Consider the following 16,669-nt stretch of genomic DNA (forward strand, 5'->3'; position numbering starts at 1 on the left):
CGTTTTGATTAATACAGATCTCAAAATCATGCCTCTTTTTTAAGCGTGATTGTCTCAATAGAATTGCTGTGTGTAGTCTTTGCCTGTCAGCCCATGATAGGCTTTTTTTTTATCTCCCCATTCAACATGAAGTTTATTCATATTCCCTAAGCGAACACGTTTCCATAGCAATAATTTCCCCCATGACATTACTCTAATTTAGAGTAAAGCATTATCGCATTGGGTTTATATGTTTATTTACTTATTCAATTCGAATTTTACTTAAAATGATTAACACTAATGGATCGGTTTATTAACCTTCTTAGGATTCTAATATGAGTAGTTCTAATTAAATTTTTTATGACTTATCAAATAGCTTCTTTTATTTTAAAACCAATAACGGCAATGAAACCTATCGATAGATTTTATTAATTTCTTTAATTGGTATATTCAATTTGATTTATAAAAAAGCCGACAATAAATTTGTCGGCTTGAGACTCTCGTCTTAAATAACGTATTAAGTTATTAAGAATCCGCTAATGTTAACCAAGTTTGGACAACAGTATCTGGATTTAAAGAGAGGCTATCAATCCCCTCTTCAACCAACCATTGTGCAAAATCTTGATGATCTGAAGGACCTTGCCCGCAAATACCGACGTATTTATTTTGACGTTTAGCGGCTTGAATTGCCATCGATAGCATTGCTTTCACGGCATCATTACGCTCATCGAACAATTCAGATACCACACCTGAGTCACGGTCTAAGCCTAACGTTAGCTGTGTCATATCGTTAGAGCCAATTGAGAAGCCATCAAAATGCTCAAGGAATTGATCAGCCAATAACGCATTAGATGGGATCTCACACATCATAATCACTTTCAGGCCGTTCTCGCCACGTTTAAGGTCGTGCTTCGCTAATTCGTCTACAACCGCTTCAGCTTGAGCAACGGTACGCACAAATGGGATCATAACCTCAACGTTCGTTAAGCCCATATCATTACGTACTCGTTTAACTGCTGCACATTCAAGTGCAAAACAGTCACGGAAGCTGTCAGACACATAGCGACCTGCCCCACGGAAGCCCAACATTGGGTTCTCTTCTTCAGGCTCGTAAATATCCCCCCCCACAAGGTTGGCATATTCATTAGATTTGAAGTCAGACAGACGTACGATCACACGTTTTGGCCAGAACGCAGCGGCTAGCGTTGAGATCCCTTCGGTCAATTTACCCACATAGAATTCAATAGGGTCATCATAACCTGCCATCATGGTCCGTATTTCATTTTGTAGCGCTGGTGTTTGAGCGTCAAACTCCAGTAATGCTCTTGGATGAACACCAATCATGCGGTTAATGATAAACTCCAGCCTTGCTAAACCAACACCTTCATTAGGTAAGCAAGCAAAGTCAAATGCACGATCAGGATTCCCCACATTCATCATGATCTTGACATCAAGGGCAGGCATTTCATCTACAGCGGAACTATGAATTTCAAAGCCAAGTTCACCTTCATAGACAAACCCCGTATCGCCTTCTGCGCAAGAGACAGTGACTGGGCTATTTTCAGCTAGGCGTTCTGTTGCATCACCACAACCCACAACAGCAGGGATACCTAATTCACGCGCAATAATTGCAGCGTGGCAAGTACGCCCCCCACGGTTAGTGACGATCGCGGCGGCTTTTTTCATGATAGGTTCCCAATCTGGGTCAGTCATGTCCGTCACTAATACATCACCAGGTTGGATGCGATCCATTTCATTTAAGTTATGAATCACTTTAACTCGCCCTGCACCTATGCGATGACCAATTGCACGCCCTTCAACCAAAACATTACCTTGCTGCTTTAATTGATAGCGTTCCATCACTTGCTGATTTGAACGAACCGTTTCCGGACGAGCCTGAACAATGTACAGACGACCATTATGACCATCTTTTGCCCATTCAATATCCATCGGACGGCCATAGTGTTTTTCAATCTGCAACGCTTGGCGAGCTAACTCTTCCACTTCCAGATCAGTTAAAGAGAAACGATTGCGCAATGCTTCTGGTACATCTTCAATCTGTACCTGTTTGCCATGTTCTTGGCTATCTGCATAAACCATTTGCAGTTTTTTAGAGCCAAGGGTACGACGGACGATCGCTGGACGCTGATTGATTAACGTCGGTTTATGAACATAAAACTCATCAGGGTTAACCGCGCCTTGTACAACCATTTCACCTAGACCATAGGCGGAGGTAATAAACACGACTTGATCAAATCCTGACTCAGTATCAATGGTAAACATCACGCCAGAAGACGCTAAGTCTGAACGAACCATCCGTTGAACACCCGCAGAAAGCGCAACGCCACGGTGGTCATAACCTTGGTGAACACGGTAGGAAATCGCACGATCATTAAACAAGGAAGCAAAAACATGTTTAATCGCGACCAATACCGCATCAATACCTTGAACGTTCAAGAAAGTCTCTTGCTGCCCAGCGAATGATGCATCCGGCATATCTTCTGCCGTTGCAGATGAACGCACAGCAAATGAAGCATCCTTTTCGCCTTCCGACAACGTTTGATACGCGGCGCGAATATCACTTTCTAACTGTGGTGTGAGAGGTGTATCAATTACCCATTGACGGATCTTTTCACCCGCGGCAGCGAGTTGATTAACATCATCAATATCCGTTTCATCTAGCAGCTGATAAATGCGTTGATTGACGCCGCTCTGCTCAAGAAAATCATTAAACGCCTGTGCGGTTGTCGCAAATCCGTTAGGTACGGATACACCAAGATCGGACAGGTTGGTAATCATTTCACCGAGCGAGGCATTTTTGCCGCCAACACGGTCAACATCATTCATCCCTAATTGGTTATACCAAAGTACATTACACGGAGTGAGGCCATTTGTGGACATTGAAAGCGATCCTTTATCTTTATCTAGCAATTTAGTGACAAGGTACAAATCGTAAAAAAATCTCATTGGCGATAATTCGCCTCACGAAATAGACTAGCACAGACAATATATGAAGATAGATAGGTGAATCGTTCCAACTAACAAGAAAAAATTTTTGTTCTAAAAATTGTTCAAATATTGGCTATACTTTCCCCTATAAACTATTTTTTAAACTTTAATCAAATATAATATCTCTCTAAAACCAACGAAAAATACAATAAAAGATAAAATATATGAGTGAAATAACCGCAACTAATCGTAAAACAAACCTCGCAGAACGAACTGTTTTCTTTATTTCTGATGGAACAGCCATTACCGCAGAAACATTAGGGCATGCTGTTTTGTCGCAATTCCCTTTAGTTTTCAACTCTTATACGCTGCCCTTCGTCACGACAGAAGCACGTGCTCAAGAGATAAAACAGAAAATAGATACCATTTATCAAGAAACACAAAATCGCCCCCTCGTGTTCTATTCCATTATTTCACCTTCTGTTAAAAAAATTATTACTGAAAGCGCCGGTTTTTGTCAGGACATCGTACAAACCTTAGTTGCCCCCATCCAACAAGAAGTGGGCCTTGAACCAGAACCTAAACTGAATCGCACTCACGGTTTATCCCTACAAAATATCAACCAATATGATGCCCGTATTGCCGCTATCGAATATACCTTAGCGCATGATGATGGCATTTCATTACGTAATTTGGATCAAGCCCAAATCATCTTGCTGGGTGTCTCCCGTTGTGGCAAAACGCCCACCAGCCTATATTTAGCCATGCAATTCGGTATTCAAGCAGCAAACTACCCTTTTACTGCCGATGATATGGATAATTTACAACTGCCAGCCGCATTACGCCCGTATACTCACAAATTATTTGGTTTAACCATTAGCCCAGAACGATTAGCTGCCATTCGTGAAGAACGTCGGGAAAATAGTCGTTACGCCTCATTGAGGCAGTGTCGTATTGAAATTGCAGAAGTAGAAGCATTGTTTCGACAAAACAAAATTAACTACCTCAATACAACCAACTATTCTGTAGAAGAAATTTCAGCCAAAGTCATTGATACAATGGGCTTACAACGACGAATTTTTTAATTCGTCAGCATTTTTAAAAAAATCTTTCATTCAATCTCATGTTGTTGGTTGAATTTGAGCCATTTTCGTTTATTGTGATCTCAATCACTGATATGGCTCAGCCTATTACCGCTTTTGAGAAAAAAGAATGCAAAAAACTGATGAACTACGTACTCAGCGTGTTGATAGCTTGATTACACCACAAGCACTCGCTGATGAATTTCCTATTTCTGAAAAAGTCGCACAAAACGTGACAGCGTCACGTCAACGCATAGAAAAAATATTATCGGGTGAAGATCCTCGTTTATTGGTGATCGTGGGTCCTTGCTCTATTCACGACATTGATGCCGCTCTAGAATATGCAAATAGGCTTAATGTATTACGTGAACGTTACCAAGATCGCCTCGAAATTGTCATGCGGACCTATTTTGAAAAACCACGCACTGTTGTTGGCTGGAAAGGATTAATCTCTGACCCCAATTTAGATAATTCTTGCCAAGTTAATACCGGGATCCGTCTCGCGCGAAAACTGCTTATTGATGTTAACCAACTTGGGCTACCGACTGCGACAGAATTTCTCGATATGGTCACTGGACAATATATCGCCGACTTAATCAGCTGGGGGGCAATTGGCGCGAGAACAACCGAAAGCCAAATCCATCGCGAAATGGCATCGGCCCTTTCCTGTCCGGTTGGTTTCAAAAATGGCACTGACGGCAATATTCGAATTGCTATTGACGCTATTCGTGCGGCAAAAGCACAACATATGTTTTTGTCCCCAGATAAACATGGCCAAATGACCATCTACCAAACCAGCGGTAATCCTCATGGTCACATCATCATGCGTGGTGGTAAACAACCAAATTACTCTGCTGGTGATATTGCCGCCGCTTGCGATACATTGCGTGAGTTTGAATTAGCTGAGCATTTAGTCATTGATTTTAGCCATGGCAACTGTCAAAAAATTCATCGTCGCCAACTGGAAGTGGCTCGAGATATCGCGGAACAAATCAAAGGAGGCTCTACAGCCATTAGTGGGGTTATGGCTGAAAGCTTTTTAATCGAAGGTACTCAGAAAATTATACCTAACCATCCTCTCACTTACGGTCAATCCATTACTGATCCTTGCTTAAGTTGGGATGATACTGAACAACTAATCGACGTTTTAGTGGAAGCGGTAGAAAGCCGATTCAAATAATATCGACGAATGATTTAACCACATCGGCTTTTTTCATCCTATCCTGAGTAAAAAAGCCGATTTCTCTCAAATTTTCTGAACAAATCCCCCAGCTATTCAACTAGGTAAACGATTAACATACCGATTGTCGCCATTTTGTCACCTAAATGTAAAAACCTCTTGATGTTACCAAACAACTTAAAGATAATGATTCTCACTATGAGTTTTATTATCACTTGGGTTGATTATGACTGATAACATGACAAAACCAGCCGTTAAAAATATCGCCAAACCCGTGGTTCAACCAGTCAAAGTTGATGTTGTCGATAGCCTTCAACTATTAGGTTCTGAAGGTAAACTGACCATTCAACATCATGGAGAGATTTACCAATTAAGGCAAACTCGCGCTGGAAAACTTATTCTCACTAAATAGTTTTTTATTCAAAATTTGTTCATAGCAAGCCACCCAGATCTCGTATCAAGGCAGCCAGCTTAATTCACCACATAAGGAAAGGATTTCCTATGGAGTTTAAACTGATGTCTGCTACACCTACCCTATCGTTAAATGGATCAAAACTCACCGCTTCCGCCATTGCGACAACACTTGCTATTTCAGGATTTAGCGCGGTGGCAACAGCAAAAAAAACGATAGGTGATACTGTTCATGTCACCGCCCCCCCTTATCATCACGAAAACATTGCCGTCGCCGAGCAAGTTGATGTCATTGATGCGCAAACCCCTGAATATCAATCAGCAACTTCTGCACTCGATTTGCTCAAAGGCCAAGCAGGTATCTTTGTTTCAGGTACTGGGGGAACTTATGGCCAAGAAATTCATATGCGTGGCTACGATTCTCGCGCAGTAAAAATCACGGTGGATAACGTTACTCAAGATTTTAATTCTGGGTTATATAACGCGACATTTATTGACCCGTCACTGGTAAAAAACGTCTTTATCCATAAAGGTGCATCCTCTGTTGCACACGGTAGCGGCGCATTAGCAGGTGTTGTGGCCATGAAAACCGTTGATGCTGCCGACTTATTAAAAGAAGGTCAGCGTGTAGGTGGTCGTTTATTCAGTGGGATCAACCGCAATGACCATAGCTACCTTGCTGGGGCATCTGTATACGGACATACAGGCCCTCTGGATATGCTATTGAGTTATAGCCAACGTAAAAAATACTCACTCACCTCTGCGGATTTTCCGACCCAAGATAATCACGAGAAAGTGCATAACTGGTTATTAAAAACCACTTGGTATGCACAGCCTAATTATCATTTAGCCCTACAACTACGTGAATATCGCAATGATGGATTGGGTCTCAAACAACCGACAGTAAACAATTTCGCAGATACGCGTTTTAAAAACACGCCCCACGAGCGCAATAGTCACCAGCGTGATGTTTCAATTAGTCAGTATATTACGTCAAACCGTTTTCCTAACTGGCAAACAAATTGGGAGCTGTACTATACCGACCTCGCTTTGAGTCAGTTAGATAGAGAAAAAGCAAAAGCCGATCATCAATATCAACGCGAAAAGCGGACGCAATATACCTATGGTACAAAATTGACGAATCACGTTATCGTCCCTATTGAGGGTTGGGTGAACAACCAAATAGAAAGTGGTCTCGAGTATTATCAACAACAACAAAAACCCAATCAACACGCAATCAGCTATCCCCCGACTCGACTCGCTAATATTTCGGGCTGGATTAACAACGATATGACGTTGCACCACCTGCCTATTACGCTTTCAACGGGAACCCGTTTCACAAGCTATGAAGCTTCACGCCAAGGGTTTGCAAAAAATAGAGACACGAATTGGTCATCACGTTTTGCGGTCAGTATCACGCCGGCACATTGGTTAAACCTATACTCCTCTTACTCCGAAGGTTATCGGACGCCTCGTATGGCAGAGCTGTATAACAATTCTAATCACTTTTCGGTGATGGGCGGCTGGCTAACTTCCGATTTTAGACCTACGCCTGACTTACAACCTGAGACAAATAAAACAGTAGAAGTTGGTTTAAAAGCAAGTTTTGATGATCTGTTATCAAATGGCGACGAGCTGCAATTCGGATCCACGTATTTTGATACCAAAGCGAAAAATCATATTGCCGTTGAAGGTCGTTACACCAAAAAATACCATTTCATGAAAGGGCAATATCAATGGTTCCCTAATGAAATTTATTTTAGCAACATTCCTTCCGCCACCATTCGAGGTATTGATAGCTTTATTCGCTATAAAACCCACTGGTTTGATTTAAATATCAGTCATAACAAAACAACAGGTAAAGAGGACGGCACAGGCTATTCCCTCTCTTCCATTCGCCCTGAAACGTTACTTGTTCGCTTCAATGCCCCTATTGCAACCACTGGCCTTAGTCTTGGCTGGGTAGGTGAATTTGCGGCTAAAACACAGTTCCAAGGCAATGCTAAATACCAATTAAAACAACACAAATCTCAGCATGGACTCGATCGTTACCATAAAGAAGTCATCCAGTATGCAGGCTATAGCCTTCATGACTTTTATATGCACTATCAAGCTGACCAATTTATAAAAGGGTTGAATACGACATTAACGATGAAAAACGCCTTTGATCGTCAATATGTCTCTTCGATGGGGGTTCCTCAAGAAGGCCGTAATTTCTATTTCAATGTGAGTTATCAATGGTAACCATTTAATAATTATAAAATAAATAATACTCGCCGGTTTGTTTCCCTGCATACGGCTTTAGGCAAAATCGAAACTTAGGGAGCAAACCGGTAACACTTTATGGAGTATAACTATATGTCTCATGTTTTACGTTTATCCGTTCTGACAAGCGCAATACTTTCCGTTATGGCAAGCGCTCATGCAGAAACAACAACATCAAATCGCAATGATGTGATGACCGTCTATGCTACAGGTACTGAAAGAGATAGCTTCGATGCCCCGATGATGGTGACTGTTATCAAAAATAATTCACCTGAAACACAAACGGCAAGTACTGTAAATGACATCTTACGTAAAGTTCCGGGTATTGGTGTCACAGGCACCAGCCGTGTAAATGGGCAAGATATCTATATGCGTGGTTTCGACCGTCGCGGTATTTTGACATTAGTCGATAATGTGCGCCAAGGTACTGATACTGGCCATGTAAATGGTACTTTTATTGATCCGGCATTGATAAAACAAGTTGAAATTGTTCGCGGTCCTTCAGCTCTACTGTATGGTAGCGGCGCAATGGGCGGTGTGATCGCTTGGGAAACCGTAGACGCTAAAGATCTATTACGCGAAGGCCAAAACAGCGGTTTCCGTGTTTTTAGCCAAGCGGCGACAGGGGATCATAGTTTTGGTTTCGGCGGTACATCTTTTGGGCGAACTGAACAATTTGATGGTTTATTCAGTTTTGTCACCAAACAAGTGGGTGATATTCGCTTGAGTAATGGCGATGATATGGAAAACAAAGAAACCATAGCCAACATGCTTGCTAAAGGCACATGGCAGGTGAATGATGACCAAAAATTGTCAGGGCAACTGCGCTATTACAATAACAATGCTTATGAACCCAAAGACCCACAACAAATCGATATTACTAAGGATAATCTAAAGGTTAACCGCACTACACGTCAACGTGATGCCCAAGCGACTTACCAATTAAATCCAGAATCAAACGATTGGTTAAATCTTAAAGCGACCACTTACTATTCTGACGTCAATATTACCGCTAAAGGTAAAAATACTCACTATGAAGGCCGTACCCAAAAAACTTATGGTCTGAAAGTTGATAATAAAACACACTTGTATGATTTACCTATCGCAGCCCATAACTTTACTTATGGCGGCGAAACATACAAACAAAATCAAACACCTTACGCGTCAACAACGCAATTCCCTGATGCTGATATCACCTTTGCATCCGGTTTCTTGCAAGATGAAATCGCCTTAAAAGATTTACCTGTATCGTTTATTGTTGGCACTCGCTATGACCATTATAAAGCAACCGCTAAAGATAATGAGGACGTGAAAGAAGGCAAATGGTCTTCTAAAGGCGCCGTTAGCATTACCCCAACAGACTGGTCAATGTTATTTGCCTCTTATTCAGAAGCTTTCCGAGCACCTTCTATGATGGAAATGTATAACGATGAAATTCATTTCCAAATGGGCCCAATAGTCAATAGATGGCGACCAAATCCCAACCTCAAACCAGAGTCTACACGTACTGCTGAATATGGGTTTGGGCTAAGGTTTGATGACCTCCTAACTGAGCGTGACAATCTACAATTTAAAGCTAGTTATTTTGATACTAAAGCAAAAGACTATATCAATACCTATGTGAATGTTGACTTTAGAAATCCTCAGAATAACTACACAACCTCCATCAATACAAAACGAGCTAAAATTTGGGGTTGGGATGCTTCAATGGACTATAAAAACGACTATTTTGGTTGGAATTTGGCTTACAACCATACCGAAGGTAAAGACGAATCAAATGGTAAATCAATTACCTCCATTAAACCTGACTCGCTAACCAGCAACCTTAACGTCCCCATTTCAGACAGTGGTTTTTCTGTGGGTTGGTTAGGTGAATTTACTCGTCATACCGATTTCAACGATGCATCCAAAGCACCACGCCAAGCAGGCTATGCTGTTCATGATTTTTACGTTAGCTATCAAGGTGAAGGCCAATTAAAAGGCCTAGGAACCAGTGTCGTTTTAGGTAATGCTTTCGATAAAGAATACTACTCATCACAAGGCGTCCCGCAGGATGGACGTAATGCGAAGCTATTTGTCAGTTTCCAATGGTAATTTATTGTTAATTAAGGAGATACACTGTGAGTTCAACACTGTTTGAGCGTTATCAACAAGCAAAAGTAGAAAACAAAGCCAAATATGCTCGTGATCTAGCTGCTTATCTCAATGTTTCGGAAGGCGAACTTTTACATAGCCGTGTTGGCCATGACAAAGCGCAAAGACTGAATGTTGATGCCCCTACACTACTCAAAGCGTTAGCGGCGGTTGGCAATGTTAAAGCCATCACTCGCAATGAATATGTTGTTCATGAACAAATTGGTCGTTATGACAATGCTAAATTCAGTGCGCATGCCGGATTGATTTTAAATCCACGCGCACTCGATTTACGCATGTTTTTCAGCCATTGGGATTCGGTTTTCACCTTGACTGAAGACGCTAAAAACGGTGAACGTCATAGCATTCAGTTTTTTGACAAACAAGGTGATGCGCTACATAAGGTCTATACTACAGATGAGACCGACATGGCTGCTTGGCATGCATTGATTGAACAATATGCAACCTCTGATAATCCTCCATTGGTTATTGAAGCCGCAGAGCCTTTCTCTGAACAGCCTATCAGCGATGAATTGAAACAACAGCTTGAGCAAGAATGGCGCAACATGACCGATGTTCACCAATTCTTTATCTTACTGAAGAAAAACAATTTAAGTCGCCAACAAGTATTCCGCGCTGTCAGTGATGATCTCGCGTGGCGAGTGCCTGCTGATTCATTTAACCAATTGGTTAATACTGCGTTTAACGATCAAAATGAAATTATGATTTTTGTCGGTAACCGCGGTTGCGTACAAATTTTTACAGGCCAACTCAAACGTTTGATGCCATATCAAGCTGAAGGTTCTGATATTAAATGGCTGAATATTTTCAATCCAGATTTTACCTTACATATGATTGAAAATGGTGTTTCAGAGTGTTGGGTAACGCGCAAACCAACTCAAGATGGTTTCGTAACAAGCCTTGAAGTCTTCGATAAAGACGGTCATCAAATTGTACAGATGTATGGGCAACGTACAGAAGGTACGCCTGAGCAAGAACAATGGCGTAATCAGGTTATGGCGCTACCGCACATTTAATCGTAGGTAAATAAAATGAAACAATGGCTTCTAATTGCAGTCACTTTAATCATGAGCTTCACTGCTCACTCGGCAGAACGTATCATCACACTTGGTGGTGATGTCACTGAAATTGTTTTTGAGCTTGATGCAGGTTCACAAGTTGTTGCTCGGGATAGCACCAGCCTTCATCCCGCTCAAGCTGTTAAGCTACCCGATGTCGGTTATATGCGAATGCTCAACGCTGAAGGCGTACTTTCTATGCGCCCAACGCTTGTGCTAGCCAGTGAACTAGCAAAACCCTCAATCGCACTTTCCCAAATAGAAAAAAGTGGCGTAAAGATTATCAAAGTCACTGGTAAACCTGCATTAGAAGCCATTCCAGAAAAAATTACGACTGTTGCCAACGCAGTTGGCAAAACAGAACAAGGTCAACAGTTGGTGGAACAATTTAATCAACAAGTTGCCGCCGTAAATACGTCACCAATAGATAAAAAAGTATTATTTATCATGAGTCATGGTGGTGTACTCCCTCTTGCCGCTGGACAACAAACTGCCGCAGATAGCCTTATCAAAGCAACAGGGGCTAAAAATGCAATGACAGGCTTTAATAGCTATCGACCTTTATCACAAGAAGGCGTTATCGCGAGCCAACCTGACCTCATTATCGTGACTCATGAAGGCATTAAATCGTTAGGTGGAGAAGATAACGTTTGGAAACTCCCCGGATTAGCCATGACTCCGGCAGCAAAAAATAAAGCACTGATCGTTGTTGATGATATGGGAATGCTTGGTTTTAGTCTCGGTACGCCAAAAGTCATGCAGCAAATGCGAGAGGCATTAGAGAAGTTTCAATGAATCGAATTAAACACCCAAGGTTAGCTATTGTTGTCCTTTTACTGCTTTTGAGCGTCATTGCCTTACTCGCTTCCAATGCGGGTGTAATGAATGTTTCCTTTAAGACTCTGTGGCAAACACCAGCCACAGACCCCGTTTGGCAAATTTGGCTTAATATTCGCCTACCGCGTATCTTATTGGCTATTTTAGTCGGCTTAGCGCTTGCCGTTTCTGGCGCTATTATGCAAGGACTCTTCCGTAATCCTCTCGCCGACCCAAGCTTATTAGGGATCAGTAGCGGTGCGGCTTTATGCGTTGCCGCTTTTATCGTTTTTTCATTTTCATTGCCAAGTGTCTTACTTAACTATGGGCATATCGGTGCGGCTTTCATTGGCAGCCTTATTGTTTCAGTGATTATTTTTAGCTTGAATCGTTACTCTCATGGCAACCTGTCACGCTTATTACTTGCTGGTATTGCTATCAATGCATTATGTATGTCATTTATTGGGGTGTTAAGTTATATCAGTGATGACCAACAATTACGTACCTTTAGTTTATGGATGATGGGAACACTGGCGAATGTCGATTGGTCCTCACTGGCCATTGCCGCTAGTGTGATTTTACCTACCTGCTTTGTCTGCCTTTGGCAAGGTAATAAACTTAACCTACTTCAACTGGGTGATGAAGATGCGCACTATCTCGGATTAAACGTTGAACGCTCAAAATTTATTTTGCTTTTCCTCAGCGCTCTACTTGTCGGGTGTGCTGTCGCAATGAGTGGTGTGATTGGGTTTGTGGGATTAGTCGTGCCTCATCTCATTCGCATGACTCTGGGTCCAGATCATCGTTGGCTGATCCCTGGTTCCGCAATTGTTGGCGCAACGTTACTCCTAGTCGCAGATACTCTTGCACGGATCGCGGTTTCCCCCGCTGAAATCCCAGTTGGGTTACTTACCGGTTTAATTGGTGGCCCTTACTTCTTATGGCTAATTTTACGTCAACCAACAGGGAGGGTTTAAAAACCATGACGACATCATCTCTCCTAGAGGCACGCAATCTCAGTTACCAAATCGGTGATAAGCGACTAATACAGGACATTAGTCTATCCATACAACCGCATGAAATGGTTGTCATTATTGGGCCTAACGGTGCAGGTAAATCCAGTCTACTAAAGCTATTAACTGGATTTACGCCCCCAACCACCGGCGAATGCTTATTAGAAGGCATAGCGCTGGGCCAATGGCAACACAAGGCATTAGCAAAAAAACGTGCGGTGATGAAGCAGCAAAATAGCCTATCATTTGCTTTTACCGTTGAAGACGTCGTTGCCATGGGGCGAAGCCCTTACGGTTCAGAGCATAAGCAACAAGCCATCGAAGAAGCTTTAACACAAACAGATTGTCTTGAACTACGCCAGCGTGATTTTCGCCAACTTTCAGGCGGTGAACAGCAACGGGTTCAACTTGCGCGAGTACTGGCGCAAGTGTGGCAACCAAATACGACGCCAGCCTGTTTATTTCTGGACGAGCCAACATCTGCTCTTGATCTTTATCATCAACAACATAGCTTACGTTTATTGCATCAGCTAACTCGTGAGCGCCCATTTGGCGTATGTTGTGTTTTGCATGATCTCAACCTCACTGCACTTTATGCTGATCGGGTTTATTTAATTCATCAAGGGCAACTCGTTGCAACAGGTACACCTGAACAGGTACTCACTACCGCAAATTTAACTCAATGGTATAAAGCCGATCTCGGTGTGATCTCACACCCAGAAATTGCAACACCTCACGTATACCTACGACGCTAACAATCTCTTAGGTTTCTTGGCGCATTTTATTCAAGAAACCTTCTTTCCTTTTTATCAATTTATCACGCCATACAGTCGCGACAAATATGCGTCATGACCGCTTCCCCCCTCTCCCATCACTGACCTTTTATTATCATCGATAAATGACGCTTTAGGTTGTTACCAATAAGTTAATACGAATTGCTTGTCAAATTATCTTCCTAAAATTAAAAATACAGTTAATAACATTGAAAAATAAAAATTATAAAGCATTTACATTCATTACTATTAGCTCGGTATTTCCTAACGATTGATGGTTAAAATCGCGTCTCACTACAGATTTAAGCAAAATTAATTTTTCAATATTTTACTTGGTTAATAATTTCGAATGCTTCCGACAAAAAATTTGAATAAGGGGTCGGATAAGGATACAGATTGATTAAAATAAAACACACAATTCATATCATATTGATTTAAAATAATAAATAACATACACTAATGTATGTATAAAATTGACCGATTGGTAAAAACTATCGAAGTTATTATTATTCTCATTAAAAAAAAGCACGTTATGCCTATCGATATATCGGAAAAATAGGAAGAATAGATACTAATTTCTTTAGTTATTATTAGTTATTAATGAACAATAACCCATAGCAGTGGGAGGTAAATATGTCTGAGAGTGTAGTCAACGATATTGTTAAATGGCTGGAAAGTCAGTTACAACGCAATGAAGGCATCAAAATCGACACTATTGCCGATAAAAGTGGTTATTCTAAATGGCATTTACAGCGTGTTTTCAAAGAAATGAAAGGCTGCACGCTTGGCGAATACGTCCGTAAACGTCGTTTACTCGAAGCAGCAAAATCATTACGTGATGGTAATCTACCTATTTTAGATATTGCTCTACAGTATGGCTTTAGCTCACAAGCGACATTCACACGTATATTTAAAAAACATTTTGATATCACTCCAGCAAAGTTTCGCCAAAGTGGTCAAATGCCTGAGTGTAAAACCTTTATGTCTTGCAATTGTAATAGCTAAGTAAATTTCAGTTGTATAGTTGAGTATTATTAATCCCCTTAACAATTTTTTCATTCCCTAAACATTGAAGTCTATGTCCGAGCCGGTAAATACCGGCTCTTTTTTATACCGCGTCAGCCCCACACTAACGTTGAATCTTTCTTTAAAAAGAGAAAAATTTCCGCCTGCTACTATTACGTTCGTTCCAATAATCGCTTAAGTTCGCTTTCTTTTTAAATAAAACGCTCGCTATGATCTTTTGACATTCTACAAAAAAAGCAATAACCTTCTTTCAATTATTCCACAGCGTTATAATTAAGTCACTCTTAAGTATATTTTAAAGGCTATTTGTGAAACACCCCAGATTATCTGAATGGTATAAAAATAAGTTACAAGATAAGATTGTAAAAATAAAAAACTTACTTATCTATATTATCCCTCTTATCATACTTATTATTTCATCTAAATTAATGTTGAAGGGATCAGGCTACGCCCATCCAACCCTTAGAGATATTACTCTCGTTTGTGCTCTTTATATTATTCTCTATGCATCCAAGAAAGCCTATGTATGGATAGGAATACCAATTGCTATTCTGTATGCAATTTATACGCCCATTGGCTTAACATTTGATAAACCGACATATCAATATTTTGCATCGGTTATTGCAACCGATGCGATCGAAGGGATTGAATTTTTTACACAGATTTCAATAGTAAATTATTTTTATGCCATATTAATTATTATTGGTATTTTAGCCTTTAAAAAATTATGCTCTAAGCTAAATATTAATTACTATCGCAACAAAACATTAATGATTGTTTTAGTCATAATCGCCTTGATTAATCAATCTCCATTTGAATATTTCTATAACGTTTATGAATCTGCCACCAAGGTGAAAGAAGAAATTATCACACTACGTGATTTTACTAAATCTAGTGAGTGGGGAAAATCGACATTAGATAATAACCAACATTATGATGATTATGTGTTAATCATTGGTGAAAGTGTGCGCCGTGATTATATGGGAATTTACGGATACCCGATAAACAATACGCCATTTTTGAATCGCGTGAATAGTACCATTATTGATGGTTTAAACAGCGCAGATAACAACACCATTGGTTCATTGCGGTTAATGCTAACGTTATCGGATAAAGAAACAGTTAAACCAAATTACGGACTTAATATTGTTGGATTAGCTAAATCAGCGGGTTTTAAAACGTACTGGATATCTAATCAAGGTTATATTGGTCAACATGATACACCGATTACGTTTATCGCAAAACATGCCGATGTCAAAAGATTTAATAAACTTGGCGCATTTAATTCTAATGATGAGAGTGATTTTTCACTGATCCCTCTCTTTAAAAAAGAATTGACTAGCCCGACTCAAAAAAAACAAAAAAGGCTTTTTATTATACATCTCTATGGCTCTCACCCGAACCCATGTGGCAGAATTGAGGACTATGATAATCCGTTTACCACTAAAGATATTAAATATCACAATATCTCGTGTTATGTCGCTAGCATCAATAAAACAGATGAAGTGATTGAGGCAATTTACTCATTACTAGAAAAGCAATACAAACAAAAAGATCGTACATTCTCAGTGATTTATTTTGCTGACCATGGTCTTTCTCATCAAGACACAGAAGAACAAATAAAAATTATGCATGGAAAAACGAAATATGCGTATCGCGTACCTTTAATTCAGCTTTCTTCAGATCAGGTATCGACACAATATATTATCGCGAAAAAGTCAGGCATGATGTTTATTAATGGATTAGCAAGTTGGCTTGGTATTTCTAACCCACATTTAAAGGAAAGCTATCATTTATTTACTCCAGAGAGCGATGAAGAAGATTTTGGCTTAAGTGAAAAACTCGAAGCTAGAATGGATGATGCGATTAATATTCAAGAAAAATAAATAACGTTAACTGTTACTTAGCCTCCATCTATTTAGGTTCAATGGCTAAGTAACCGTTAACGAAAGGTGAATTTTAT

Annotated in this window: 12 protein-coding genes and 1 other RNA gene; 12 read left to right on the forward strand and 1 reads right to left on the reverse strand. The window is 40.5% G+C overall.

Going from position 1 to position 16,669, the window contains the following annotated elements; genetic code table 11:
* Positions 1-2 precede the first annotated feature (2 nt).
* Positions 3-112: antisense sRNA RprA (rprA, locus tag P2E05_RS11550), an RNA gene on the forward strand.
* Between the two features lie 392 nt (positions 113-504).
* Here rprA and ppsA read toward each other — a convergent pair.
* The gene (ppsA, locus tag P2E05_RS11555) at positions 505-2,880 is read right to left on the reverse strand and encodes a phosphoenolpyruvate synthase (protein ID WP_154622634.1); all 2,376 of its coding nucleotides are present in this window, start codon (positions 2,878-2,880) and stop codon (positions 505-507) included.
* Positions 2,881-3,152: 272 nt separating this feature from the next.
* Here ppsA and ppsR point away from each other — a divergent pair, with 272 nt between their 5' ends.
* From ppsR to P2E05_RS11610, 11 genes are all read left to right on the forward strand, one after another.
* Positions 3,153-4,013 carry a posphoenolpyruvate synthetase regulatory kinase/phosphorylase PpsR gene (gene ppsR, locus P2E05_RS11560; protein ID WP_154622089.1) on the forward strand — a complete coding sequence of 287 codons (861 nt, stop codon included), beginning with the start codon at positions 3,153-3,155 and terminating at the stop codon, positions 4,011-4,013.
* 127 nt (positions 4,014-4,140) lie between these two features.
* Positions 4,141-5,190 (forward strand): 3-deoxy-7-phosphoheptulonate synthase, encoded by a 1,050-nt coding sequence (locus P2E05_RS11565; protein WP_196713021.1) that lies wholly within the window; start codon positions 4,141-4,143, stop codon positions 5,188-5,190.
* 226 nt (positions 5,191-5,416) lie between these two features.
* Entirely contained in the window at positions 5,417-5,602 is a 186-nt protein-coding gene (gene hemP, locus P2E05_RS11570; RefSeq protein ID WP_154622091.1) for a hemin uptake protein HemP, read from the forward strand.
* 89 nt (positions 5,603-5,691) lie between these two features.
* Positions 5,692-7,845 (forward strand): TonB-dependent hemoglobin/transferrin/lactoferrin family receptor, encoded by a 2,154-nt coding sequence (locus P2E05_RS11575; protein ID WP_276122751.1) that lies wholly within the window; start codon positions 5,692-5,694, stop codon positions 7,843-7,845.
* 114 nt (positions 7,846-7,959) lie between these two features.
* Positions 7,960-9,960: a TonB-dependent hemoglobin/transferrin/lactoferrin family receptor gene (locus P2E05_RS11580; RefSeq protein ID WP_154622093.1), complete on the forward strand. Its 2,001-nt coding sequence runs from the start codon at positions 7,960-7,962 to the stop codon at positions 9,958-9,960.
* A 26-nt stretch (positions 9,961-9,986) separates the two neighbouring features.
* Positions 9,987-11,036, forward strand: a complete 1,050-nt coding sequence (locus tag P2E05_RS11585; protein WP_163862029.1) for a hemin-degrading factor — start codon at positions 9,987-9,989, stop codon at positions 11,034-11,036.
* A 15-nt stretch (positions 11,037-11,051) separates the two neighbouring features.
* Positions 11,052-11,873 (forward strand): heme/hemin ABC transporter substrate-binding protein, encoded by an 822-nt coding sequence (locus tag P2E05_RS11590; RefSeq protein ID WP_163862032.1) that lies wholly within the window; start codon positions 11,052-11,054, stop codon positions 11,871-11,873.
* On the forward strand, positions 11,870-12,871 hold the full coding sequence (locus P2E05_RS11595; protein ID WP_276122752.1) for a FecCD family ABC transporter permease: 1,002 nt from the start codon (positions 11,870-11,872) through the stop codon (positions 12,869-12,871). The genes P2E05_RS11590 and P2E05_RS11595 overlap by 4 nt, the downstream gene beginning before the upstream one ends.
* A 5-nt stretch (positions 12,872-12,876) precedes the next feature.
* The gene (locus tag P2E05_RS11600; protein WP_163862038.1) at positions 12,877-13,662 is read left to right on the forward strand and encodes a heme ABC transporter ATP-binding protein; all 786 of its coding nucleotides are present in this window, start codon (positions 12,877-12,879) and stop codon (positions 13,660-13,662) included.
* Positions 13,663-14,313: 651 nt separating this feature from the next.
* Entirely contained in the window at positions 14,314-14,685 is a 372-nt protein-coding gene (locus tag P2E05_RS11605; RefSeq protein WP_154622097.1) for a helix-turn-helix domain-containing protein, read from the forward strand.
* Positions 14,686-15,014: 329 nt separating this feature from the next.
* Positions 15,015-16,592 carry a phosphoethanolamine transferase gene (locus P2E05_RS11610; RefSeq protein WP_272657385.1) on the forward strand — a complete coding sequence of 526 codons (1,578 nt, stop codon included), beginning with the start codon at positions 15,015-15,017 and terminating at the stop codon, positions 16,590-16,592.
* Positions 16,593-16,669 lie beyond the last annotated feature (77 nt).

Origin of the sequence: Providencia stuartii, from assembly GCF_029277985.1 — a bacterium.
Classification (GTDB): domain Bacteria; phylum Pseudomonadota; class Gammaproteobacteria; order Enterobacterales; family Enterobacteriaceae; genus Providencia; species Providencia zhejiangensis.

Coding starts and splice junctions, on each gene's coding strand:
- ppsA (WP_154622634.1), bottom strand. CDS start 2,880: ATGTCCACAAATGGCCTCACTCCGTGTAATGTACTTTGGTATAACCAA.
- P2E05_RS11600 (WP_163862038.1), top strand. CDS start 12,877: ATGACGACATCATCTCTCCTAGAGGCACGCAATCTCAGTTACCAAATC.
- P2E05_RS11595 (WP_276122752.1), top strand. CDS start 11,870: ATGAATCGAATTAAACACCCAAGGTTAGCTATTGTTGTCCTTTTACTG.
- P2E05_RS11565 (WP_196713021.1), top strand. CDS start 4,141: ATGCAAAAAACTGATGAACTACGTACTCAGCGTGTTGATAGCTTGATT.
- ppsR (WP_154622089.1), top strand. CDS start 3,153: ATGAGTGAAATAACCGCAACTAATCGTAAAACAAACCTCGCAGAACGA.
- P2E05_RS11605 (WP_154622097.1), top strand. CDS start 14,314: ATGTCTGAGAGTGTAGTCAACGATATTGTTAAATGGCTGGAAAGTCAG.
- hemP (WP_154622091.1), top strand. CDS start 5,417: ATGACTGATAACATGACAAAACCAGCCGTTAAAAATATCGCCAAACCC.
- P2E05_RS11590 (WP_163862032.1), top strand. CDS start 11,052: ATGAAACAATGGCTTCTAATTGCAGTCACTTTAATCATGAGCTTCACT.
- P2E05_RS11575 (WP_276122751.1), top strand. CDS start 5,692: ATGGAGTTTAAACTGATGTCTGCTACACCTACCCTATCGTTAAATGGA.
- P2E05_RS11580 (WP_154622093.1), top strand. CDS start 7,960: ATGTCTCATGTTTTACGTTTATCCGTTCTGACAAGCGCAATACTTTCC.